The sequence below is a fragment of the Ktedonobacter racemifer DSM 44963 genome, from assembly GCF_000178855.1.
GTDB lineage: Bacteria > Chloroflexota > Ktedonobacteria > Ktedonobacterales > Ktedonobacteraceae > Ktedonobacter > Ktedonobacter racemifer.
Window position 1 is genome coordinate 3,227,793 of record NZ_ADVG01000001.1, and the last position, 22,225, is coordinate 3,250,017.

Annotated in this window: 14 protein-coding genes and 2 rRNA genes; 3 read left to right on the forward strand and 13 right to left on the reverse strand. The window is 53.3% G+C overall.

Translation table 11 applies throughout. The features are described 5' to 3' along the window. Nucleotides 1-9: 9 nt before the first annotated feature. From KRAC_RS61505 to KRAC_RS13720, 7 genes are all read right to left on the reverse strand, one after another. Entirely contained in the window at nucleotides 10-999 is a 990-nt protein-coding gene (locus KRAC_RS61505; protein ID WP_007907872.1) for an MBL fold metallo-hydrolase, read from the reverse strand. Nucleotides 1,000-1,035: 36 nt separating this feature from the next. Further along, nucleotides 1,036-1,887 carry an amidohydrolase family protein gene (locus KRAC_RS13695; protein WP_007907873.1) on the reverse strand — a complete coding sequence of 284 codons (852 nt, stop codon included), beginning with the start codon at nucleotides 1,885-1,887 and terminating at the stop codon, nucleotides 1,036-1,038. 253 nt (nucleotides 1,888-2,140) lie between these two features. Beyond that, nucleotides 2,141-5,114: ribosomal RNA gene (locus tag KRAC_RS13700) — 23S ribosomal RNA — on the reverse strand. A 297-nt stretch (nucleotides 5,115-5,411) separates the two neighbouring features. Continuing rightward, nucleotides 5,412-6,889: ribosomal RNA gene (locus KRAC_RS13705) — 16S ribosomal RNA — on the reverse strand. The 16S and 23S rRNA genes sit together here, the layout of an rRNA operon. Before the next feature lie 662 nt (nucleotides 6,890-7,551). After that, the gene (gene mnmE / locus KRAC_RS13710) at nucleotides 7,552-8,976 is read right to left on the reverse strand and encodes a tRNA uridine-5-carboxymethylaminomethyl(34) synthesis GTPase MnmE (RefSeq protein WP_007907875.1); all 1,425 of its coding nucleotides are present in this window, start codon (nucleotides 8,974-8,976) and stop codon (nucleotides 7,552-7,554) included. Nucleotides 8,977-9,022: 46 nt separating this feature from the next. Then, nucleotides 9,023-9,901: a formate dehydrogenase accessory sulfurtransferase FdhD gene (fdhD, locus tag KRAC_RS13715; RefSeq protein WP_007907876.1), complete on the reverse strand. Its 879-nt coding sequence runs from the start codon at nucleotides 9,899-9,901 to the stop codon at nucleotides 9,023-9,025. Between the two features lie 23 nt (nucleotides 9,902-9,924). Beyond that, nucleotides 9,925-10,209, reverse strand: a complete 285-nt coding sequence (locus tag KRAC_RS13720) for a hypothetical protein (protein ID WP_007907883.1) — start codon at nucleotides 10,207-10,209, stop codon at nucleotides 9,925-9,927. Nucleotides 10,210-10,507: 298 nt separating this feature from the next. Between KRAC_RS13720 and KRAC_RS13725 the strand changes: the two genes are divergently transcribed. Beyond that, a complete protein-coding gene (locus KRAC_RS13725; RefSeq protein ID WP_007907885.1) occupies nucleotides 10,508-10,975 on the forward strand; it encodes a Fur family transcriptional regulator in 468 nt (155 codons plus the stop codon). 218 nt (nucleotides 10,976-11,193) lie between these two features. Here KRAC_RS13725 and KRAC_RS13730 read toward each other — a convergent pair whose 3' ends face one another. From KRAC_RS13730 to aroC, 3 genes are all read right to left on the reverse strand, one after another. Continuing rightward, nucleotides 11,194-12,825: a penicillin-binding transpeptidase domain-containing protein gene (locus tag KRAC_RS13730; protein WP_007907895.1), complete on the reverse strand. Its 1,632-nt coding sequence runs from the start codon at nucleotides 12,823-12,825 to the stop codon at nucleotides 11,194-11,196. 73 nt (nucleotides 12,826-12,898) lie between these two features. Continuing rightward, the gene (gene iscB / locus KRAC_RS13735; protein ID WP_007907896.1) at nucleotides 12,899-14,266 is read right to left on the reverse strand and encodes an RNA-guided endonuclease IscB; all 1,368 of its coding nucleotides are present in this window, start codon (nucleotides 14,264-14,266) and stop codon (nucleotides 12,899-12,901) included. 427 nt (nucleotides 14,267-14,693) lie between these two features. Beyond that, nucleotides 14,694-15,845, reverse strand: a complete 1,152-nt coding sequence (gene aroC / locus KRAC_RS13740) for a chorismate synthase (protein WP_007907903.1) — start codon at nucleotides 15,843-15,845, stop codon at nucleotides 14,694-14,696. Nucleotides 15,846-16,392: 547 nt separating this feature from the next. Between aroC and KRAC_RS13745 the strand changes: the two genes are divergently transcribed. Then, nucleotides 16,393-17,751 (forward strand): helix-turn-helix domain-containing protein, encoded by a 1,359-nt coding sequence (locus KRAC_RS13745; protein ID WP_007907904.1) that lies wholly within the window; start codon nucleotides 16,393-16,395, stop codon nucleotides 17,749-17,751. A 258-nt stretch (nucleotides 17,752-18,009) separates the two neighbouring features. Further along, the gene (gene moaC / locus KRAC_RS13750; RefSeq protein ID WP_007907906.1) at nucleotides 18,010-18,522 is read left to right on the forward strand and encodes a cyclic pyranopterin monophosphate synthase MoaC; all 513 of its coding nucleotides are present in this window, start codon (nucleotides 18,010-18,012) and stop codon (nucleotides 18,520-18,522) included. 12 nt (nucleotides 18,523-18,534) lie between these two features. Here moaC and KRAC_RS13755 read toward each other — a convergent pair whose 3' ends face one another. The 3 genes from KRAC_RS13755 to KRAC_RS13765 all read right to left on the reverse strand — a co-directional run bounded on the left by KRAC_RS13755 (nucleotide 18,535) and on the right by KRAC_RS13765 (nucleotide 22,119). Continuing rightward, a complete protein-coding gene (locus tag KRAC_RS13755; RefSeq protein ID WP_007907908.1) occupies nucleotides 18,535-19,590 on the reverse strand; it encodes a hypothetical protein in 1,056 nt (351 codons plus the stop codon). Between the two features lie 32 nt (nucleotides 19,591-19,622). Then, the gene (locus KRAC_RS13760; RefSeq protein WP_007907910.1) at nucleotides 19,623-20,531 is read right to left on the reverse strand and encodes a hypothetical protein; all 909 of its coding nucleotides are present in this window, start codon (nucleotides 20,529-20,531) and stop codon (nucleotides 19,623-19,625) included. A gap of 205 nt (nucleotides 20,532-20,736) precedes the next feature. Continuing rightward, nucleotides 20,737-22,119, reverse strand: a complete 1,383-nt coding sequence (locus tag KRAC_RS13765) for a helix-turn-helix domain-containing protein (protein ID WP_007907912.1) — start codon at nucleotides 22,117-22,119, stop codon at nucleotides 20,737-20,739. Nucleotides 22,120-22,225: the final 106 nt, after the last annotated feature.

Sequence of the window (22,225 nt, forward strand, 5' to 3'; positions counted from 1 at the left end):
CAGCGCTCCCTAGAGATCCCAGAGCGAAGGAGCATGCCAGAGTTGGGTGGAGTCCCAGATGCCTCCCATTCCTGGCGGCAGGACTGTGATATGAAGTTGTGAGAGATTCGCGCCAGCACTTTGCAGTCGTTCGCGCATGCTGGTCAGGGCCAGTGAGGGTGTATTGTTGGTCTTGCTTAGGTGCCCTAACCAGAGCCAGCGTATACTATCTGGACGCCACGTTTTCAGAACAGCATTCGCAGCCTGGTCATTTGAGAGATGCCCTTTTGAACTAATGATGCGCTGCTTCAGCCTTTGCGGATAGGGGCCACGTAAGAGGCGTTGGCGATCATGATTCGACTCCAGTACCAACAAATCTGCCTGCGCCATCATAGAGAGCATCTCAGAGGTCACCTCACCCGTATCTGTCACGACACAGAGACGACAACCGCCCACGCTCAATAGATATCCACAGGGAGCAACAGCATCGTGCAAGATAGGAAAAGAGGTCACCTCGATATCCCCCACAGCAGTCGTTTTGCCTGTGGGTAGAATCAGGGCGGGCACATTGTTCACCGGGCGATAGACGAGGGTAGACTCCTGAATCCTGGTCACAATCTCTACACCAGACTGCTCCTGAACCAGCGTTGTCTCGCTCTGTTCTTGAATAACCACATCCCCCTCTGCCTCAGTTGGAGATACCACCAGTTTGCCTGAGTCTGAGCGCCACGCACCAGCCGCCAGGCCTTGCTCAATAGCTGCGAAGGTCTCTTCATTTGTGATAACAGGCACCTGGTAGCGGCGAAGCAGAGAAGGAAGAGCCAGTACGTGGTCGCTATGCTCATGGGTTACCAGTACGCCGCGTAACTGAGAGAGGTCGACGCCGAGCGAGCGTAAACGAGCTTGAAGTACACGTACTCCCAGGCCAGCATCTACCAGCAGCCTGGTACGCCCTCCTGGCCCGGCCTCGACATAGAGAGAATTTCCACTACTACTACTACCTAACGAAACCACACGCATATATCTGCTACCTTGTTATCCTTCAGAAGAAATAGTTTATTCAGCCGCTTGTAGGCGCAGCAAGCGTCGCGCATTCTCGCCCAGAATAAGTTGCAACTCAGCCTCGTTCAGGCCGCTCGCCCGAATATGCTTAATTACTCGCCGCTGGCCCAGAAGTCCATAGTCGCTGGCAAAGAGAATACGCTCAGCGCCAACCATATTGACCGCCGCCTTAAAAATCGCGGGACGATAGAGATAGATGGTCGCGGCTGTATCATACCATACATTGGCTGTGGCGCGCTCTATTTCTGGCATAAGGGCATAAAAAGGCAAACCGCCACCCCAGTGAGCGGCAATAAAGCGTACATCTGGAAAAGCCGTGAGGAAAGTAAGCACATCCTGCACAGAGACATCACCCTTCCCAGGGTAGAGATGGCCAACTGGCTCACTACAATGCGAGAGCACCAGTAACTGATAGTGGCGCACGACCTCAAGCAGAGGGGTCAGCAGGGCAATATCACTAAGACGATAGCCCTGCCCATGTGGCATCAGCTCGCCCAAACCAAGCATGCCAGCCACCGCGCATCGCTCTAGTTCACTTACAGCTCGTAAGCCAGAGGTGGGTTGTATCACAGCCATACCATAGATCCGCCCGGGATACCGCTGCATAGCCTCGATAACGTAGCTATTTGTCTCTTCAATCAAGCCGGGATCACTCCAGCCAAAGGAGAAGGCAACTGAGACATCTACACCTGAAGCATCCATCTCAGCGATTAAATCTTCAGCGGTGGCCATCCGAGCGCGAGGGTTCGCGTACAGTTCATTAAACCAGGGATCGCGCTCACAGTACAAAGCTCGCTGAGCGCAAATATGAGGAGGAAAGATATGGGTATGAATATCGATAATCATGGCTTTAGCTCTATGACATAGAATCAGGAATTTGAGGACAAGCAAAAAAAGAGCTCGCAGCATCATTCTTCCACTGCGAACCCTTTTCGTTCTGATGTTACCTGCCAAAGAAGTATTCCCTCAATTTTGCTGAGCCACGCTGGCCTGCTCATGCTCCCCGTACCGCCAAGCCCTCTCGCTCGTGCTCAGGTCCGATCAAAGACCGCTCTCACACACAACAGGAGACGCACACCACTCATGAAGAAACAACATGGGAAACAAGCCGTACGATCATTAGTACTGCTCCGCTCCACCTGTTACCAGGCGTCCACGCGCAGCCTATCCACCAGGTCTTCTTCCTGGGATCTTGACTCTTCAAAAGAGAGTGGGAAAAGTTATCTTCGGGTCGGCTTCGCGCTTAGATGCTTTCAGCGCTTATCCCTTCTTGACGTAGCTACCCAGCTCTGGAGGAGGCCCCCCAACTGGCGCACTAGCGGTCAAGCCATCTCGGTCCTCTCGTACTGAAGATGACTCCCCTCACTTTTCCGACGCCCACGACGGATAGAGACCGAACTGTCTCGCGACGTTCTGAACCCAGCTCGCGTGCCGCTTTCATGGGCGAACAGCCCAACCCTTGGGACCTACTCCAGCCCCAGGATGCGACGAGCCGACATCGAGGTGCCAAACCTTGCCGTCGATGTGAACTCTTGGGCAAGATAAGCCTGTTATCCCCGGGGTAGCTTTTATCCGTTGAGCCACACTCCTTCCACACGGGAATGTGGGATCACTAAGCCCGACTTTCGTCCCTGCTCGGCGTGTCAGCCTCACAGTCAAGCTCCCTTGTGCCTTTACACTCTACAAAGGGTGATGTCCATCCACCCTGAGGGAACCTTTGGGCGCCTCCGTTACTCTTTGGGAGGCGACCGCCCCAGTCAAACTACCCATCTGGCCCTGTTCACGTCCCGGTTCACGGTGACGTGTGAGACACAAACCATGGTGAGAGTGGTATTTCACTAGTGCCTCCCTCACCCCCACAAGGATGAGTTCTCCGGCTCCCACCTATGCTACGCACACCATACTTCGTTTCCAGGCCAAACTGTAGTAAAGCTCCACGGGGTCTTTTTGTCCTGTCGTGGGTAACCCGTATCTTCACGGGTACTTCAATTTCGCCGAGTCCTCTGTCGAGACAGCGCTCAAGTCGTTACTCCTTTCGTGCGGGTCGGAACTTACCCGACAAGGAATTTCGCTACCTTAGGACCGTTATAGTTACGGCCGCCGTTCACCGGGGCTTAGATTCGTGGCTACGCACACCACTCCTCGTAACCTTCCGGCACTGGGCAGGAGTCAGCCCCTATACTTCCGCTTTCGCGTTCGCAGAGACCTGTGTTTTTGGTAAACAGTCGCTTGAGCCGATTTCTTGCAACCTTCTCACCATGTGTGCAAGCACACACAGCTACGCAGGCACCCCTTCTTCCAAAGGTACGGGGTTAATTTGCCGAGTTCCTTAACAGAGGGTCGCTCGATCACCTGGGGAGATTTCCCCCTGCCTACCAGTGTCGGTTTGCGGTACGGGCGGAACAATTTCTGGCGAGAGGCTTTTCTTGACGGCCTGGGGACCAATGACTTCCGCACCCTCGCGGGCGCTCGGCCTCAGTGTTACGCATACTGTGTCCGGGATTTTCCTCGGTCACGCGCTTCAACAGAGGCACCGATCCTGTCCATTCGATCGGCTCACCTTCCCTACCGCGTCCCCCCATTGCTCATAACGAAACGTTCCGGTGCAGGATTCTCTGACCTGCTTTCCATCGCCTACGGCATGACGCCCTCGGCTTAGGGCCCGACTCACCCTGGGACGATTGACGTTGCCCAGGAACCCTCAGGCATTCGGTGTGTCTGGTTCTCGCAGACATTGCGCTACTCATTCCGGCATTCTCACTTCTCTTACCTCCACCAGTCCTTGCGGTCTGGCTTCTCAGGCGTCGAGAACGCTCCCCTACCAATACAGTTATGCACTGTATTCCACGGCTTCGGTACGATGCTTAAGCCTCGATACGTTGTCGGTGCCATTGCACTCGACCAGTGAGCTATTACGCACTCTTTAAATGATGGCTGCTTCTAAGCCAACATCCTGGCTGTTTGGGCGCATTGACCCCCTTTGACACTGAGCATCGATTTGGAGACCTTAGCCGATGGTCTGGGCTGTTTCCCTTTTGACGACGAAGCTTAGCCCCCGCCGTCTCACTCACCTGGATCCTGTCCTGGCATTCGGAGTTTAAGTAGGGTTGGTAACCCGCACAGGGCCCCTAGCCTATCTAGTGCTCTACCTCCAGGATAGTCGTTTCAGGTGGCTGTACCTCAATACATTTCGGGGAGAACCAGCTATCTCCGTGTTCGATTAGCATTTCACCCCTACCCACAAGTCATCCCCCAGTTTTGCAACACTGGTGGGTTCGAGCCTCGACGGACTGTTACATCCGCTTCACTCTGCTCATGGGTAGCTCACACGGTTTCGGGTCGCATCGCCGCTACACAGTACGCCTGTTTGAGACTCGGTTGCCCTCTGGCTCCCCAGCTTTAGCGCTGGTTAACCTGCAACGTGCGATGCACTCGCCGGATCATTCTACAAAAGGCACGCCATCAGCCCTTGGTGCCGCAACGGCACAGTGGCCTCTGACTGCTTGTGAGTACGTGGTTTCAGGGACTCTTTCATCCCCCTCTCGGGGTACTTTTCACCTTTCCCTCACGGTACTTGTTCGCTATCGGTCGCTGAAGTTCTTTAGCCTTGGAGGGTGGTCCCCCCAGCTTCCCACAAGATTGCACGTGTCTCGTGGTACTCAGGATTCCAACCACGCTCATGTCCTCGTCCTCTACGGGACTCTCACCCCCTCTGGTGGCACGTTCCAATGCCTTCGAGTAAGCACATGATCGCTACTGTTGGTCCTACAACCCCGCCTATTCACGAGGAATAGATGGTTTGGGCTCTTCCCGGTTCGCTCGCCACTACTACGGGAATCTCGGTTGATTTCTCTTACGCAGGCTACTGAGATGTTTCAGTTCACCCACGATCCTCCATATCGCCTATGTGTTCAGCGATAGGTCTCCAGACATCACTCTGGAGGGGTTGCCCCATTCGGAATCTCAGGGCTCATCGCTTGGATGCAGCTCCCCCTGAACGTTTCGCCGGTCTCCGCGTCCTTCATCGGTCTTCAGCGCCAAGGCATCCACCTCGTACTCTGTTTCGCTTGTTCTGCCTTGTCTGCTTCTTCTTGTTGGTCTGTTACCCTTGTTGTATGGGATCTCGGTCTTCTTTCTTCACTGTCACGAGCTGAACATGACTTCCGTCACGGTTGAACACTTGCATGCCAACGTGCTCGCTCAGCAAAATTGAAGGAATACTTCTTTGGTTGTTCAGGTACTATGCGGGTCTCGGTACTGGTCAAAACCAGCGGCCGAACCGCTGAAGAGTGGAAGCAGGGGACAACGGACAGGTCGTTCCTGTTCGACCTGAGAGTGCAGTGCTACAGTGAGCACTGATAACTCCCTAGAAAGGAGGTGATCCAGCCGCACCTTCCGGTACAGCTACCTTGTTACGACTTCACCCCAATCACCAACCCCACCCTCGACGCCTGCCTCTCCGAAGAGTTAGCCTGGCGGCTTCAGGTGTTGCCGACTTTCGTGGTGTGACGGGCGGTGTGTACAAGACCCGGGAACGTATTCACCGTAGTGTGCTGACCTACGGTTACTAGCAACTCCACCTTCATGCAGGCGAGTTTCAGCCTGCAATCTGAACTGAGACCAGGTTTTTGAGCTTGGCTCCCCCTCGCGGGTTGGCATCCCTTTGTTGCTGGCCATTGTAGCGTGTGTGTCGCCCAAGTCGTAAGGGCCGTGCTGACTTGACGTCATCCCCGCCTTCCTCCCGTGAGGGCAGTTCCGCCTAGAAGTTGTAATAGGCAGTAGGGGTTGCGCTCGTTGCGGGACTTAACCCAACATCTCACGACACGAGCTGACGACAGCCATGCAGCACCTGTGCAAACGCCCCGAAGGGACAGCGCATTACCGCTGGTGCATCTGCATGTCAAGACTTGGTAAGGTTCTTCGCGTTGCATCGAATTAAACCACACGCTCCGCTGCTTGTGCGGGTCCCCGTCAATTCCTTTGAGTTTTAATCTTGCGACCGTACTCCCCAGGCGGACCACTTATTGCGTTTGCGACGGCACGGAAGGGGTCGATACCTCCCACACCTAGTGGTCATCGTTTACGGCTAGGACTACCAGGGTATCTAATCCTGTTCGCTCCCCTAGCTTTCGCACCTGAGCGTCAGATGCTTCCCAGGACACTGCCTTCGCCATTGGTGTTCCTCCGGATCTCTACGCATTTCACCACTCCACCCGGAATTCCGTGTCCCTCTGAAGCCCTCAAGTCTCGCCGTTTCCGAAGACCTTTCCCAGTTGAGCCGGGAACTGTCACTCCGGACGTACGAAACCGCCTGCGTGCGCTTTACGCCCAATAACTCCGGACAACGCTTGCCCCCTACGTATTACCGCGGCTGCTGGCACGTAGTTAGCCGGGGCTTATTCCTGAGGTACCGTCCTTACTCGTCCCTCAGAAAAGCAGTTTACACTCCGAAAAGCGTCCTCCTGCACGCGGCGTTGCTCGTTCAGGGTTGCCCCCATTGACGAAAATTCCTCACTGCTGCCCCCCGTAGGAGTCTGGGCCGTTCTCAATCCCAGTGTGGCTGACCATCCTCTCAGACCAGCTACCGATCGTGGCCTTGGTGAGCTCTTACCTCACCAACAAGCTAATCGGCCACAGGCCCATCCCAAGGCGCCCTTGCGAGCTTTGTTCCCGGAGGAACATATGCGGTATTGTCGGCGATTTCTCGCCGGTATTCCTCACCTCGGGGCAGGTACCCATGTGTTACTCACCCGTCCGCCACTCCCTCTCTTGCGAGAGGGCGTTCGACTTGCATGTGTTAGGCACGCCGCCAGCGTTTATCCTGAGCCAGGATCAAACTCGCCATTCAAGTTGTGAATGTATCTTCCACACCACTGCTACACAGTGATGTAGTAAGCATTGTAAGTTTGCGTCCAGGCTAGAAGCACGTTGTCGTTACTTCAAATTGCTTGTTCGCAGAATTGACAGGAACGGTGTTCTCCGTAAGCAAGACAAGCTTACTCAACGAAGTTCCGTTGTACTTCTGCATTCCACTCTTCAGTTGTTCAGGGTGCTCTGGTTCGTTCTTCTTTTGCTTGTTGAACCGCAACCCGGCAAACCCGTGGGCTTGCGCTTGTGCCTTAGAGACAATTATAGAAACCAGTGATCTTCTCTCATCGAATGAGGCGTGATCCCCGGATTCTTTAGTTTCTGGGAAACTTTCTCGACGTCGTTACCGTCGAGGTTTTCGTCTCTGTATCGGCGACATGTGGTATTATGCCATAGCCATCCAGCATTGTCAATAGTTTTTTTGAGTAATTTTATAATTTTATAAAAAACCGAAAAGAAAGTTTTTTACTAGTGCCCTGCACCGGTGTAGGCTGTGAAGAAGAAAACCAGCCCCGCGGCCAGGAGACTGCATATGACAAGCAATACAAAGAGGGTAGCTTTAGGGTCTCTTATAAGTTTACTCATGCTCTATCCTTCCTTTGCCACACTAAGCTATTCTTCGTGGCGCGAGCAATAGTTATACTATTTGCCAATGCAAAATTCACTGAAGATACGATCTAGCAGGTCTTCGCTGGCGGTCTCGCCTGTGACTTCGCCCAGGGCATCATAGGCAGCTCTTAAATCGATGGAGACAAAGTCCAGTGGCACTTTCTGGCCTAAAGAAAGGATAGCGGCATTCAGGTGTTCCGCGCCCCTGCGCAACGCCTCCTGGTGGCGTGCACTGGTGATGAGAACGCTCTCATTGCCACTCACATTACCAGCTTGCACCAGTTCGGCCAGCGTATTCTCTAGCGCCTCCAGTCCTTCTCCCGTCAGTGTGGAGGTCTGCACCAGGGAGGCATCCTGCCAGAACGACTGGATGGCGGCGACATCAATTACCTGCTCACAATCAGCCTTGTTAATGACAACGACGACTGGACGCCTGGCTGCCTGTCCCTCGCGCTTTTCACCATAACCCATGGCTCGCAGCTCTTGAGCCACCTGCCAATCCTGTTCAGTTAAAGCGGTCGCGCCATCAAAGACATGCAGGATGACGTCCGCGGTTTCCGCAGCCAGGCGACTCCTCTGAACTCCAAGCTGCTCTACCGGGTCCTGGGTAGGTGTAATGCCCGCCGTGTCGATCAGGTGGAGGGGAATGCCGCGTAAGTTCGCGATCTCTTCTACAGTGTCACGCGTTGTACCGGCAATGGGGGTCACAATGGCGCGTTCAATTCTTAGCAACGCATTGAGCAAACTCGATTTTCCCACATTGGGACGACCGATAATGGCGGTGCGCAGCCCCTGGCGATAGAGTCGTCCCTGCTCAGAGCCTGCCAGCAACCTGGCGATTTGCCGTTGTGCCTCCTCGATAAAAGGAAGCAACTCTTCGGCCTGTGGCGTGGGGATATCATCTTCCGGAAAATCGATACTGGCCTCGATGCGCGCGATAGCACCAAGCATCGAGGTACGCGCATGCTCTACCTGATCTGAGAGCTTGCCACGCAGTTGTTGCATGGCCAGGCGCTGTCCCACTTCAGTCTGTGAGCCAATCAGGTCCATCACGGCTTCAGCCTGGGCCAGATCCAGTCGCCCATTGAGAAAGGCTCGTAAGGTGAATTCGCCAGGGTTGGCCATGCGCGCACCCTGAGCCAGTACGGACCGCAGGATACGTCTGAGGATCAATGGACCACCATGTCCTTGAATCTCGACGACATCCTCACAGGTGTATGTGTGCGGGGCGCGCATAAAGGCGACCAAGACCTCGTCTAGAATTTCCTGGGTCGCTGGATCTATAATTACTCTATATGTAAGCTGATGTGTTGGCGGCACAGGTGGAATATCTTCCCTGGATGGCCTACGCAACAAGGGCGCAACCAGGCTAAAAGCATCACTTCCACTTACGCGAATAATACCAACACCACCCACCCCTTGAGGGGTGGCAATAGCGGCAATTGTGTCGTTCTGCATGGCAGGATTATACCCCACCCCTCATACGCTCGCAAGCAGCCCCTAACTATGAAGTAATGCGCTCTGGATGCGTGTAAACATTCATAGAGTGACCGCGTAAGAAGCCTACCAGCGTCATATTGCTCTTTTCGGCCAGGTCAACGGCCAGGCTTGAGGGGGCTGAGATGGCTATGACATAGGGGATACGCGCCTGGAGGGCTTTCTGGATTATTTCAAATGAGGTGCGCCCGCTGACCAGGAGGAGATTCTCGCGATACGGCAAGCCTTTGCGTAAGAGTCCATGCCCGATCAATTTGTCTACTGCATTATGCCGCCCAATATCTTCGCGCAAGAGCTGGAGTTCGCCACGAAGCGAGAAGAGGCCAGCGGCATGCAGACCTCCCGTATGACTGAAGACCGCCTGTTGCTCGCGCAGGCGTTGCGCGAACATATATAACGTCTCGGCAGAAACTTGCAGGGTGTCTTGCTCTAGAGGTGGAGCGTCTTGCAACAGCGAGGCGATGCTGTTCTTTCCACAGAGACCACAGCTAGATGAGACGGCGAAATGACGCTCAAAGCTTACGCCACCTGGCAGGCCACAACTGGCCTCACTTGCTGCATTACCTGGCTGGCGTAGACGCACATTGATGACGTTCTCCAGTGGCAGGCCATCGCTATCTACCGCGCTTTCAATACCTTCAATATCATCAGTGGTGGAGAGTATACCTTCGCTAAAGAGAAAGCCCAGGGCAAGCTCTCTATCATGGCCAGGAGTACGCATAATCACGGCCAGGCTCTCGCCATTGATACGAACCTCAAAGGGTTCCTCTACTGCCAGGACATCTTCGCGCTCATGGTGCTCCGTCTCCTGCCAGTGATTGACTATCGTTTGTACGATGCGCTCTGGATCCAGCTCCGAACGCCATAAATCACGCTGCGTACTCACGTCTCTCTCCACTCTCAATGGAACTAATAACGCCAGCGGCGCTCCTGTTTCTCAGCATGTCTACTATCGAACGCCTCATATTCCGCAGTCATGCGTGCCTGTTGGCTCTGTTCCCGCACACGTCTGCGAAAATAGTATTTGCAGGCTCCCGGGCGTACAGGATCGGGCGGCTCAATGGCGGCCAGGCCCCATCCCTCCTGCTCCAGCCAGCGCCAGGCCTCGTACTCATCATCAAAGTCACGCACGACATCGCCCGCGACAGTAAAGACCATGGTTCCCAAAAGATACCTGTGCTCCCAGTGTATCATATCTTACATTCCTCTTTATCTAGTATGCATATCAACGCTTTATTGGTGTAAGCATACCCGCTTTTGGTGTTTTCTTCAGGTTCTACTAGGAGAATAAACGCTTTCCCCTGTCTGTTCCGCGTATACTTTTCGCGCCTAATTTCACTCCTTAAAGTTAAGTTTGGTGGATAAGGATGACGGGCGAACGCCCGTCATCCTTATCCACCAAACTTAACCTGGCTACATTGACGCTTCTTGTGGGGAGTGCTAGGATAGGGCACAACGTATAATTCCAGTCCAGTCAGGTAAGGGAACTGCTATGCATCATTATGTTCGTATGGGCAACGAACTGTTGCGTAAACGTGGTTATCGCCTCACGCCTCAACGTCATATGATTTTGAGTGTGATTCAGGATGCTGATGCCCATCTACGCGTCGAGGAGATAGCCCAGCGAGTCCAGGAGCGCAATCCCTATGTCAGCCTCTCAACAATCTATCGCACACTGGAGCTATTGCAAAAATTGGGCTTGATTCGCTCCGCCCACCTACCAGGCGGGCAGCTTTATTATGAGGCGGTCCAGGACCATATTCATCACCACCACCTCGTCTGCCGCCAGTGTCAACATACCATTCACCTGGATACGGCTCTCCTGGGAGATCTACACGAAAAACTGGCGCATATGTATGGCTTCCACGAGGTTACCCTTGATCTACTGGCCTCTGGCTACTGTGATGCATGTTTAAAACAACTTACTCAAGAAGAGCAAAATCCCCAGCCAAAGCTTTAATCATTAACGGTGCATCTTAAACAGAGAGAAGAGGTTTTCAGCCTTGACTGAGAACCTCTTCTCTTTTCTTCTGTAACACAGCCTGTAGGATCCATGCTGGCATGAGCTCCAAGCGAAGCGACCTCTCCGCGTCTGGAAATCAGTCTGCGCGCACGCCAACGATGAATCGTGGGCCTCCAGTCCAAGCTAGCTTGGACCCTACAATTTAACATCACTTATTACAACAGATGCGCAACATTATGGCAGTACTGGTTGGTCGACCCGGTGATTGACGGCGCTGCGGGCGGCAGGTCCGCCTTCACCAAGCCCTGGTTAAAGATGTCGTTGTAGGTGCTGGTAATCATGGGGCCAACAGCATTCGCACCCTCACCACCATTCTCTTTCATAGCCATAATCGTCAGAGCTGGCATCTTATCAGTTTGCTGCCAATCATAAGGCGCTTGAGTAATCAACCAGCCATGTGCTGGCTTTCCATTACCAAGCTCGGCAGTACCAGTTTTGCCGATGATGTTCCAGCGCGAAGTCGATAGCATGGCACCATGAACAAAATCATTGTTACCGGAACCGCACTGTACCACGCCAAACATGGCTTTGCGCGTATCAATGGCCGTCGACTGCTTAATCTGAGCGTCTCCCAGGTTCTGAGGTGAAAAGGTCTTAACTGGCGCCTTATCACGCGTGGCAACCTTGCTCAAGACGGTTGGCTGCATCAACTGCCCATCATTGGCGGCGATATTATCGATCATCATCATCTGGAAAGGGGTCACAAAGTCGACGCCCTGACCAAAGGCATTGTCTACCAGGTAATTCTCGCTCAATGTTCCATCGGTTTGGGTCACCCGGCTTACGGCTACGGGCAATTCAAAGGGGATCTTCTCGCCCACCAGGAACTTCTTGTTGTACGCCAACCATGAATCAACGCCCATATCCTGGCCAATCTTGGCGAAGAGGATATTGTCCGAGTGCGCGAAGCCATAGTTCGTCGAGACATGCGCGTTGGGACTCGTAAAGGTGTTAATGTTACTCACCGCAGGAGTAAACAAGTGCTGACCCAGCGTGACTGGTCCCATCGTAAACTTGGGATCATAGGTCTGCCCCAGGGAAGTTGTTCCCGAGTCGATACCCGCCATTAGGGTCATGGCCTTATAGGTTGAGCCGGGCACATACTGGCCCTGGGTGGGACGGAAGACCAGTGGCCGCTCTGGATCATTGACCATCTGGTTGTAATAGGAGAGGCTGGCATGGGTAAGCGTCTGCACCATTTTGTTGGGATCATAGCCGGGGCTGCTATATATGGCTAGGACCTCGCCTGTATGTGGATCCATGACCATGGCAGAGCCACGATCAGAGGCAAACGAGTTGACGTTATCGACGGGGGCCTGCTGGTTAAAGTGCTGCACCAGGATACGCTGGATACGCACATCTATCGTGAGATAGATATCATCGCCCACAGGCGAGCGGTGCAGCGTCTTATTGACCTGGTTATCTAACGACGTCATCCCGACGCGCCCAGAGAGGTAGTCGTCAAATTTGGCTTCCAGTCCCGTGGCCAGGAAGTATGGCCCGGGATAGTAGCCAATCAAGCCCGCGAGCGAGGGTTCATAGTAATGACGTACAAAGCCACCACAGGCATTTGGGTCCGGCTGTGAGTCGGCCAATAGGACGCCGTTGCGATCAAAAATGCGTCCGCGCTGTGGCACGCTGGTACTCATACAGCTACGTAAATTGCGCGGGTTAGAGGTCACCTGGTCGGCAACCGCGACCTGCCAGTAGACCAGGCCCGCGCTCATAGCCAGAAACAAGACCAGGAACAATTGCGTGATACGGCGAATACCGTGGCTTATGTTCATTCATATCCTCAAATGTGCAGCCAGCGTTCGCGACTGCCTTTTTCTTTACAGCATAGTGCGTACTATTATGCATTTATACTTGGTGCGGCAAGAAAACCACGAGGTCTTCAGCCTCATGAATGAGTGCCGTACCTTCCTTCTCTCCCTGGCTTTCAATGTCCTGGCGAGGCGTCTCCTGGCTTGCATTTCCGATGGAACGTGGCATACTTCTTTGGTCGATCATCCATGAGGACCGCGCACTCACTCTCTTCATCTTCTCAAGCTTGGGAATTGGTTTCAAATCGACCTTTTTCCCGTCTATCATCATCAATATGGCATACCCAGTCGACATACGCCCTTTGATAAAGTATTCCTGTCCTCGATAACGCACTTTGTCGAATTTACGAAAGCCTTCAATTTTCCCTGTCGTAAGACGTTGCTCGCTTCGCTTTCCTTTGGTTTGCTGATAATCCCCGTCGGGAATGCATTTCTTGACAAGTACCGTTTGTATCTGAATAACAGGCCTTTGTCCGCGTGTCGCAATCATGGCCGCATCAAAACAATGTTCTTTGGGCAAACTCGCAAGCAAGCGATGTTCTTTGGTCACGAATCCCCAAGTTTCTTCCGCCTCAACCCGTTTCAACAATTGCATGCGGATGCTGCTCATCTGCGTGGCATGCAGCAGCTTCCCTTTTTTCTTGCCAGTGCACTTGAGCGTTATCGTTCCCGCGTGAAGAGCATCATGACAGGTCTTGCAGAGTGTCAAGAGATTGCTTTCCTCATCGCTTCCATGGTGGCGACGAAAGATGAGGTGATGCACTTCGAGCCGTTGCTCCTTTGTTTTCCCTTTACAGTGTTGACACGTGTAGCCATCGCGTGTCAGCACATAGGCGCGTGTGTTGGCATATCCGTAGTTGATGCCCTTTTGATAAAGCCACTTCTTTCGCAAGACCTCCGGATTTTTGAGTGCATGCGGGTCAAAGGTAGAAGTTTCCAGCACAATGGACGTGATCGGCAAGATGGATTGCACAAAGCGGATTTCTCGCAGATGGGCATCGATCTTGCTCCTCATGGTTGGGGAAAAGCGCCCACGCTTGATGGAATTCCTTCGATTCAGCCAGCGCGCAGGCCGATAACGTATTTTTCGGCTGCGGCGTTTACGACGATAGGCGGCTCGTTCTTTCATCGCCGTCGCAATATCATTGCGCGCTTCCACTTCAGAAAGATACACGATGTCGTTCTGTTCACTCGCGACAGCCGAACCAATCACTGTACTGCCTGTATCCACTCCCAAGGTCAAGGGTTGTGTACTGGGGTGCTCTGGCTGCACGTACAACTTGATCGTAAAAGGGGTTCTGCGGACCACTTTGGCCTTTCCCTCTTTGAGGAGCAAACGAGCGATCACCGAAGAGCAAGGCATCAGCGGCGTCCGATCTGATGATAAGACATAGACTCGATTCATAGATTCCTTTCGGAAAAATGCTCCGGCAAGCGCCGGGTGATGCGTATCTCTGCACTGTGACCATGCAGAGAATCCGACCTCATCTCGACAAGGTTCAAAAGGCTTTTTGCACCTGGATCACCGGGCCTTTCCTCAGCCCTACTTAAATCCAGGCGACAGAGCAGCGGTCTGATGCGTCAACCACAGGTGTCATGACCTTTCAAACGGTCTCATCATTTCTGATGAGGAGTCTGGTGAACTCAGGCTTCCGAAGAAGCTACCGAACTACGTCTTCAGTGGCTTCCGAAGAAGCCGCTGAGTCTTCAGCTCAATGGTAGTTCACAGAAATGTATCATTCTTACCCACTATTTGCAATGTTGTGGGTAATTGTGGCGATATCTCGGCGATATCTCTCTGTAATATTAACGTTTCTATTACAGAAATGTTTCTACGCCCGATAATGGCGCAGCATTTCCTCCATGCTGTCGCCACCATACTTCTCCAGCATGGCCTCGGTCAGGACAGCGGTCAGCATGGCCTCGCCGACAACGCCAGCCGCGGGAACGACGCAGACATCACTGCGCTCGTAGCGGCTCTGATCGATGTTCTCACCGGTCGCCAGGTCAACCGAGGGCAGAGGATGCGCCAGGCTAGGAATAGGCTTGACGCCCACGCGCGCCACGATCGGCTCGCCGTTGGAGATACCCCCCTCAATACCACCCGCGTTATTCGTCAGGTGCGACCAGGCGCCCTCAGACGAGCGGCGCAAGACATCATGCACCTGGGAACCCGTCTTACGTGTCGCGTCAAAGCCTGCGCCAATTTCAACACCCTTGGTCGAGGGAATGCTCATCAGGGCCATGCCAATGCGAGTGCTCAAGCGGCGATCCCACTGGCTATAGCTACCCAGGCCAATGGGTACCCCGAAGGCGACGACCTCAAACACGCCGCCACAGGTATCACCTGCGCGCTTGGCCTCCAGAATGCGTGCGATCATCTTCTCGGTCAATTCCGCACTCGCACAGCGCATCGGCGAGGCTTCAACCGCCTCCCACATTTCGGGAGAGTAGCCTTCGGGTGTGAGCGCACGCTCTTCTTCGTAGCCAATATCAACGACGGAGAGGACATGGCTATGGATCTCAATACCAAACTGTGCTAGAAACTGGCGGCAGAGTCCGCCAATCGCGACACGCGAGGCTGTCTCTCGTGAACTAGAACGCTCAATGATATTACGTACATCGTCCTGTCCGTATTTGATCGCCCCAGTAAAGTCGGCATGCCCTGGACGCACACGCGTGACCGTCTCCATCTCAGCCTCGACAGGAGTGGCACTCATGCGCTCTTCCCAGTTCACCCAGTCACGATTCTCGATCTGCATGGTAATGGGTGAGCCGAGGGTCTTTCCATGACGCACACCGGAGAGGAAGCGGATCTCATCCTTCTCGATCTTCATGCGTCCACCCCGGCCATAGCCTCCCTGGCGCCTGCGCAAATCAGCGTCTACCAGCGCCTTCTCTACCTGCAATCCAGCGGGCAATCCTTCAACAACAATCGTCAGACAGGGACCATGCGACTCACCTGCGGTCAAAAAACGGAACATATTTTTTTAAACTCTCTTTTTTCTTTGACTTGCCTACTCAACTACGCATCTAGCTTATTTTATAGCATCTCGTTGTTCTTGGAAATGTGTCATCCCCACTTGTGCTATACAGTTTCTACCACCAAAAATACTGCTGGAGGACGTTTACTCTACAAGTTAGAACGATTTTTTCTACAACCCACCCAATAAACCTGAAATCTGTCGCTGCGAGGGATGAGAGCATATTCGGCTTCAGCCAGCTACGTCCTACTTCAGATTTGCTCTATATCACTGCTCGATTACTCCTGTATGTTTCCAATGTACAGGTTTCAGCGACATTTAAAGATATACGTTCGCTCTCTCTTAGGAATCATTATAGCATGTTGGTAGACGTGTTTGTTCGCAAAGCGACTTTACTTGTAACACAAGCCTGACTTTATAATTTATCTTTACAATATTTATTGCATTAGCGTATTGACAGAAAACATAATTGTACTTTACAATATATTTGAAAGTACCTTTTGTGTATTTATGGATAAAATTTGCAAGAACTATGTAGGAGGCAACTATGTCCCCTGAACAAACGTCAAGCAAAATTGGAAAATCGGTAGGAGAAAAACTGCGAAGCGCTCGCATTGCGCAACACTTGACACAGAGCCAGCTCGCAGCTCCTGATTTTTCTGTCAGCTACATCTCAGCCATTGAGCGTGGACAAATCCACCCTTCTTTGCGCGCCCTGGAGATCCTGGCGACTCGCCTTGGCCTCTCTTCTACACAACTTCTGCCTAACCGATCTCAGGCAGAGGATCGTGCGAATAGTCTCTTTCCACTTCCAGAACGGGAAGAAGAAGAAATCGATCTCGCATTTATAGAGATCAATGTCTCTTTGCATGAAGGAAATACCGCCCATGCACTCGCACAACTCAATCGTATTCCCTTAAAGCGCCTCAAACGTCCCCAGTTCTTGCGCCATCGGTTCCTTACAGGTTGGTCACACTTCAAAAATGCTCAATATCAGCAAGCCGAGTATGTATTTAATGAAGCCTTGCAAATCGCCAAAGAACTCAACGATCATTACTTGACGCTACGCATACTCTACCTGCTTGCTCTCGCCTACAATGCCATGCGTAACTACAGCCAGGCGCTCCTCTCCTTTCAACGTTGCCTCAACGTCCTGGAAACCTCACCCATTCCTGTTGATCCCTTCTTTGCAACACAGTTACACATGCAGATAGGACAATATTACACCCAGCAAGAGAACCTGGATCTAGCCATTGACGCCTTCCGTAAAGCCCTTGATGCTATCGGCCCTGAGATCGACTCCCCTCAGAATCACGGAGCCTATCTCGGCATCATTCGCCATCACAGCATCAGTAAAGAGTATGATCTTGCTACTCTTTACGCTTTTAAGAGCCTCTATCTCACAAACCAGGCCCAACTTGCTCAACTGAGAAGCGAAGTGTACTACTATCTAGGGCAGGCAATACTCAAAAACGACTCAGAGCAGGCTCGCTCATTTCTGGACAATGTGCTTCAACAAGAAGAACGCCTCCGCGCGCTCGACCCACTCTCGCTCGCAAGCCTCTACATTACCAATGCCTCCTGGTACTTTGCCCAGCAAGACTATGAGCAGGCTTACGCCTTTGCCCAGAAGAGCAAGGCGCTCGCAGATGAATTTGAAAACAATATCATCGGTGCGGAGACCTATATTGTTCTTGGGTGCATCGCTTATGCCCAGGGGAAACGGGCTCGGGGCGATGAAGACTTCATCAAGGGCCTGCATATTCTTGAACACCTGGAACGCCACGAAGAACTGGCCAATGAATCTGTGCATTACGCGCAACTGCTTGAGGAGAATGGCAAGGAACGCGAGGCCTTCGCCTACTTCCGCCGCGCTTTCCAGAGTCGCCAAAAAGTTGGCAAGTAAGCTAACCACACAATATTAGGGAGCAAAAGCGAAACTTATAACTTCCCTTTAGCTCAAAACAGTTTCACAAGAGGGAGATTACGACCGGGTCCGCACCGTCATTTCTAGCAGAGTATCGCATAACAGAAAGTAGTCAGGTTTGGTGAAGATTCTGAGAAGACCGCCTCAGAATCTTCACCAAACCTGGCTTTGCGTCTGTAAGAGTGGCAGGCATGATTGGTGTGCGTTATACTGGAGGGCACAAAAGGAGGTCGCTTTATGTCTTCGCCAATCGATAAGCCACAGCAACTGACACACCTGGACGAACAGGGTAATATCCACATGGTCGATGTGACCACCCGTCCCGATACGATGCGAGAGGCCATCGCCAAGGGACGCATACGCATGCAGCCCGAAACCGTCCGCTTAATTGAACACAACCAGGTTTCGAAAGGGAGTGTCCTGGAGACCGCCAAGATCGCGGGCATCATGGCCGCCAAGCAGACTCCACAGCTCATTCCGCTCTGCCATCCCCTGCCAATGACGCATATTGATCTCCATTTTCTCCTTGATAGCGAGCAGGGATGTATCTCGATTGAGGGACGCACCCGCACAACCTATAAAACAGGTGTCGATGTTGAAGCACTCACCGCCGTTACTGTAGCCGCCCTGACGATCTATGATATGTGTAAGGGACTCGACACCACAATTACCCTGGAGCAAGCCTATGTGGCACAGAAGAGCGGCGGCAAAAGCGGCACCGTCTCCTTTACGCCAGAGCAACGGAGTTAGCCCCTCAGCTCACTATGCGCTTACGCGTACTTCTAATAAGAGGAAGAGTGTCTCCAGCAGGTTATGCTCCTCTGGATCACTTAAGTTAAGATCGGTCTCGCCCAATGTCATCACCAGGGAGCCCTGGGCATCGACGGGCTGCTCGCTACGAATGGCGAGCGGGTTGCCTCCACGCCAGCGCACAGGCTCGATGAGGGAGCCAAGGGGGACGGTAATGAGGAGGCGCTGACCATAAGTTTGCGGGTCAAGGTGCTGCAAATGCAGCTCAAGAGTACGCTCGCGCTGGGTAATTGAGCCATGTAAACCCCTGGCCTGCAAGTGGATTACTGGCTGCTCAAGGGGGCGGCTGAGCACATCGGCCCGGCGTACCGTTTTGCCGCGTGCGCCAGCCCCCGTGAGAGTGGGAGTATACTGGTACACCTGTGCACCCGAGCCGGGCGGGACCGCTGGTCCTTGCGCAAGGGTAGCCACGCGCACGAGATCCTGGGTGGCGCTCTGGCGAATGGTGCTCTGACCAATCCGGGCGCTCATACGCAGGGCCAGCTGGAGGAGCGCCCGCGCCGCCTCGGCATCATCCTGATGACTACGCCGCGCCTGCTTCAAGATCGCCTCCGCCTGGCTAATAAGAGTGCGACAGAGGTGACCAAGCATCCGCTGGGGAGTCACGCCCGCGCCGCGATTTCCACCCAGACCATACATGGCATAGGTATCGGTTTCATGGAGGGCCGCCCCCATTGCATCATAGATCTCCAGGTATGCCTGGTGACATTCAGCACAACCAACAAGGTGGTAGAGCAGTGTGGCATAGCGCAGTGTAGCCTCTTCATCGCCACGCAGTTGCGCCTGCACAAAATCTGGCAACTGCTGATAAAAAGGCAGGTGATAGCTGCTCTCAACTTGCAGTTCCAGCAGCGCCTCAGGTCTGTGACCAGGACGCGCTCCATGCCTGGAGGCCGCTGCCGGTATTCCCGCATCGCTTTTCGGCTCGCGCAGGAGTTGCAATAACCATTGGGCCAGCCGGCTTTCGCTACCAGGGGCCATTGCGTTGTGATCAAACTGCTTGTCCATTTCTCTACTCCTCTCGAGCCTTCAATCTCTTGCTATTCCTCTTCACGGTAGAAGCGGGCCAGGCGCTTCAGTTGGGCGGCTGTTACATGGATGACATCCGCGCCATCCCATTCGAGTAAGCCTTCTGTGACCAGTTGTCTCAGGGCCGTACGTATCTGCTCCGCTGTGAGATCATCATGGACAAGTGTATGAATCGCCAGTGTACTGTCCTGCTTACCGGGAGCGGATGCCTTACATTCTATCAAACGTAACGCGACGCGTACTGTCAAATTGGTACTTTGCTGCTGCAAGCAGTGACGCAATTTACGGTGTGCATGGTCCTTATGCTGGCTCACATGAGGGTTAGTCTCCACAGGCGTCGATGTATCGATATGCAGCTCCTTCACAACTGCCTGCAAGAGATCATCGGCACCCATCTCGTGCAGTTCTTGCATGACTGCTTGAAGTTGATTGGGGGCGGCGCTGAGTACAAAGATACAATGCTTCAGTAAATTGCGTAACTGGGCCTGAGAAGCCAGGTGTAAGGCAAGTTCTTCCGGCGTAGCGAAAGGAGTCGTTCCCCAGGCCGTAACAACTGCGTCCTCAAGAGGATCTTCGTCGCTCTCTTCGCGCTCAAACTGTTCCAGCTCCGCCGCCGTACTCACCTGGAGTCGGCGCTTGCGAAGACGATCAATCGCCTTATTTCTCACGCTTCGGCTAAGAAAGGTATAGAATTGAGCATCCGTTAAGCCGTCAAGCGCCGTCTTTGGCGTCCGATCTTCTCCACCCAGGAGTCCTAAACGCACAAGCTGCTCCACGACATGGCCCACCACCGTGTCCACCTCGAAGGCATCATATTTGAGTGAACCCAGAAAGCGCTGTGCGTTACGATGCAAATAGGCGTAGAGAAGGGGATAGCTCTGCTCTGGTCGATACCGAAGGTCGTCTGCTGTAAATGGCATGCGGGGAACTCCTACAAAATGCCCATAAAATAGTCTTCTGCATGCTCCGCGCCTCTTCGATCACAGAGCTTGCCTCTTGCATTGTACAAGGATTAGTGAGGGAACGCAACAAATTGCATCCCTCCATACATCAGGTATGGAGGGATGCAATTTGCTCTATCTAGTGATCAACGCAATAGGGTGACGAAGTCATCCACGCCCCTGTTTACTCCAGGTCGCCACGCTTACCCTGGCGCTGATGCTCATAGGCCTTTTTAATCGCCGACAGGCTGCGCTGAACCTCGCCGCGCTCCTCAAGGAGGTTCGCGAAGCGGAAGTACGCGCTCGCTGCGATCTCATGGGCATTCGAGGCATCAAGCATATCCAGAGCCTGCGTAAAGTACGCATCGGCTTGCGTAAAATCGCTCTTCTGATGATAGATCTGCGCCAGGGTAATCAAGGATTGCCCCTGAGTCTGGGCATCCTCACTGGAGCGCGCAAACTCAAGTGCCTGGCTCGCCTCGCGCTGAGCCTCTTCAACCTCACCACGCTTGAGCAAGAGCTCGGCCAGGGAGGTATGGCAGAGAGAGGCGGTGATCTCGTCATTGAGCTCACTCTCAATCGCGATGGCCTGCCGGTACTCATTTTCCGCGCTCGCCAGATCGTTCTTCTTCTCCAGGGCCTTGCCCAGGCGCTGGTGAGTTAGACCAACCAGGCGCTGCTCATCGCGCATTTCATAAATGGCCAGGCTGCGCAAGGCATATTCGCGCGCCATCGCCAGTTTGCCAACCGTCTTATAATGCTGGCTGATCTCAATATACTTCCTGGCGAAGCTCTTGCTATCCCGGCTCATGGCATTGAGCATATCCAGAGCGCGATTGTAGAACTCAATAGACTTCTCCAGGTCGCCCAGGCGGAAGTAGTCATTGGCCAGATTGCTAAAGACCTCCAGGGAGAAGACAGGATCAGTAATCTGTCCATTCTCAATTGCTGTAAAGCAGCGATGATGATTCTCCATGGCCAGCGTGTAGTTATACAGCAAGAAGTAGGCCTTGCCTAGAAGGTTGCGTGCGCGCTCGGTCAACTCGCTATCATTGATAGCCTCGCCCTGGCCGATGGCAGCGCGTAGATCAACCACTGCTTCTTGATACTCTCTTGACCCCAGGTGGATCTGCCCACGTAGCAGGTAGAGGCGATAGACTTGCTCGGTGGTGATACGCTCGGGTTGGATAGGAAGCAGGAGTTCTTCGGCCTCTAGATAGGAACCCTGCTCAACCAGAACACTGGCCTGCACCAGGTCAACGTCAACGCGCTGATCAGGGCCGGTATCAGCGGGCGAATAGCCTACCGCGCGCGCTTCTGCCGCGCCGGCAGGAGAACCCTCTAATAAGAAGGTTAGAGGTACATCAAGGCGGCGAGCAAGAATCGACAACGCCTTGAGCGAAGGGCGGATCTTTCCGCGTTCAATCGCTGAAATATACGAAATGGAGAACTCGGGGGCGGCCAGCTGCGCTTGGGTCATATTTAGCTTCGTGCGCACTTCTCGAATATTCGTCCCTACTCGCGCTGCAACCGCCTTCCCTACATTAGCAGTTTCGAGGGATGGCATGGAAATCGTTTCCTTTTTTTAAACCATACATGTTAACGCTTTTCACACTCCCAGGTAAAACGTCAACACATACAATCGAACCGATCTAGCGATTGCCTTACGAGTC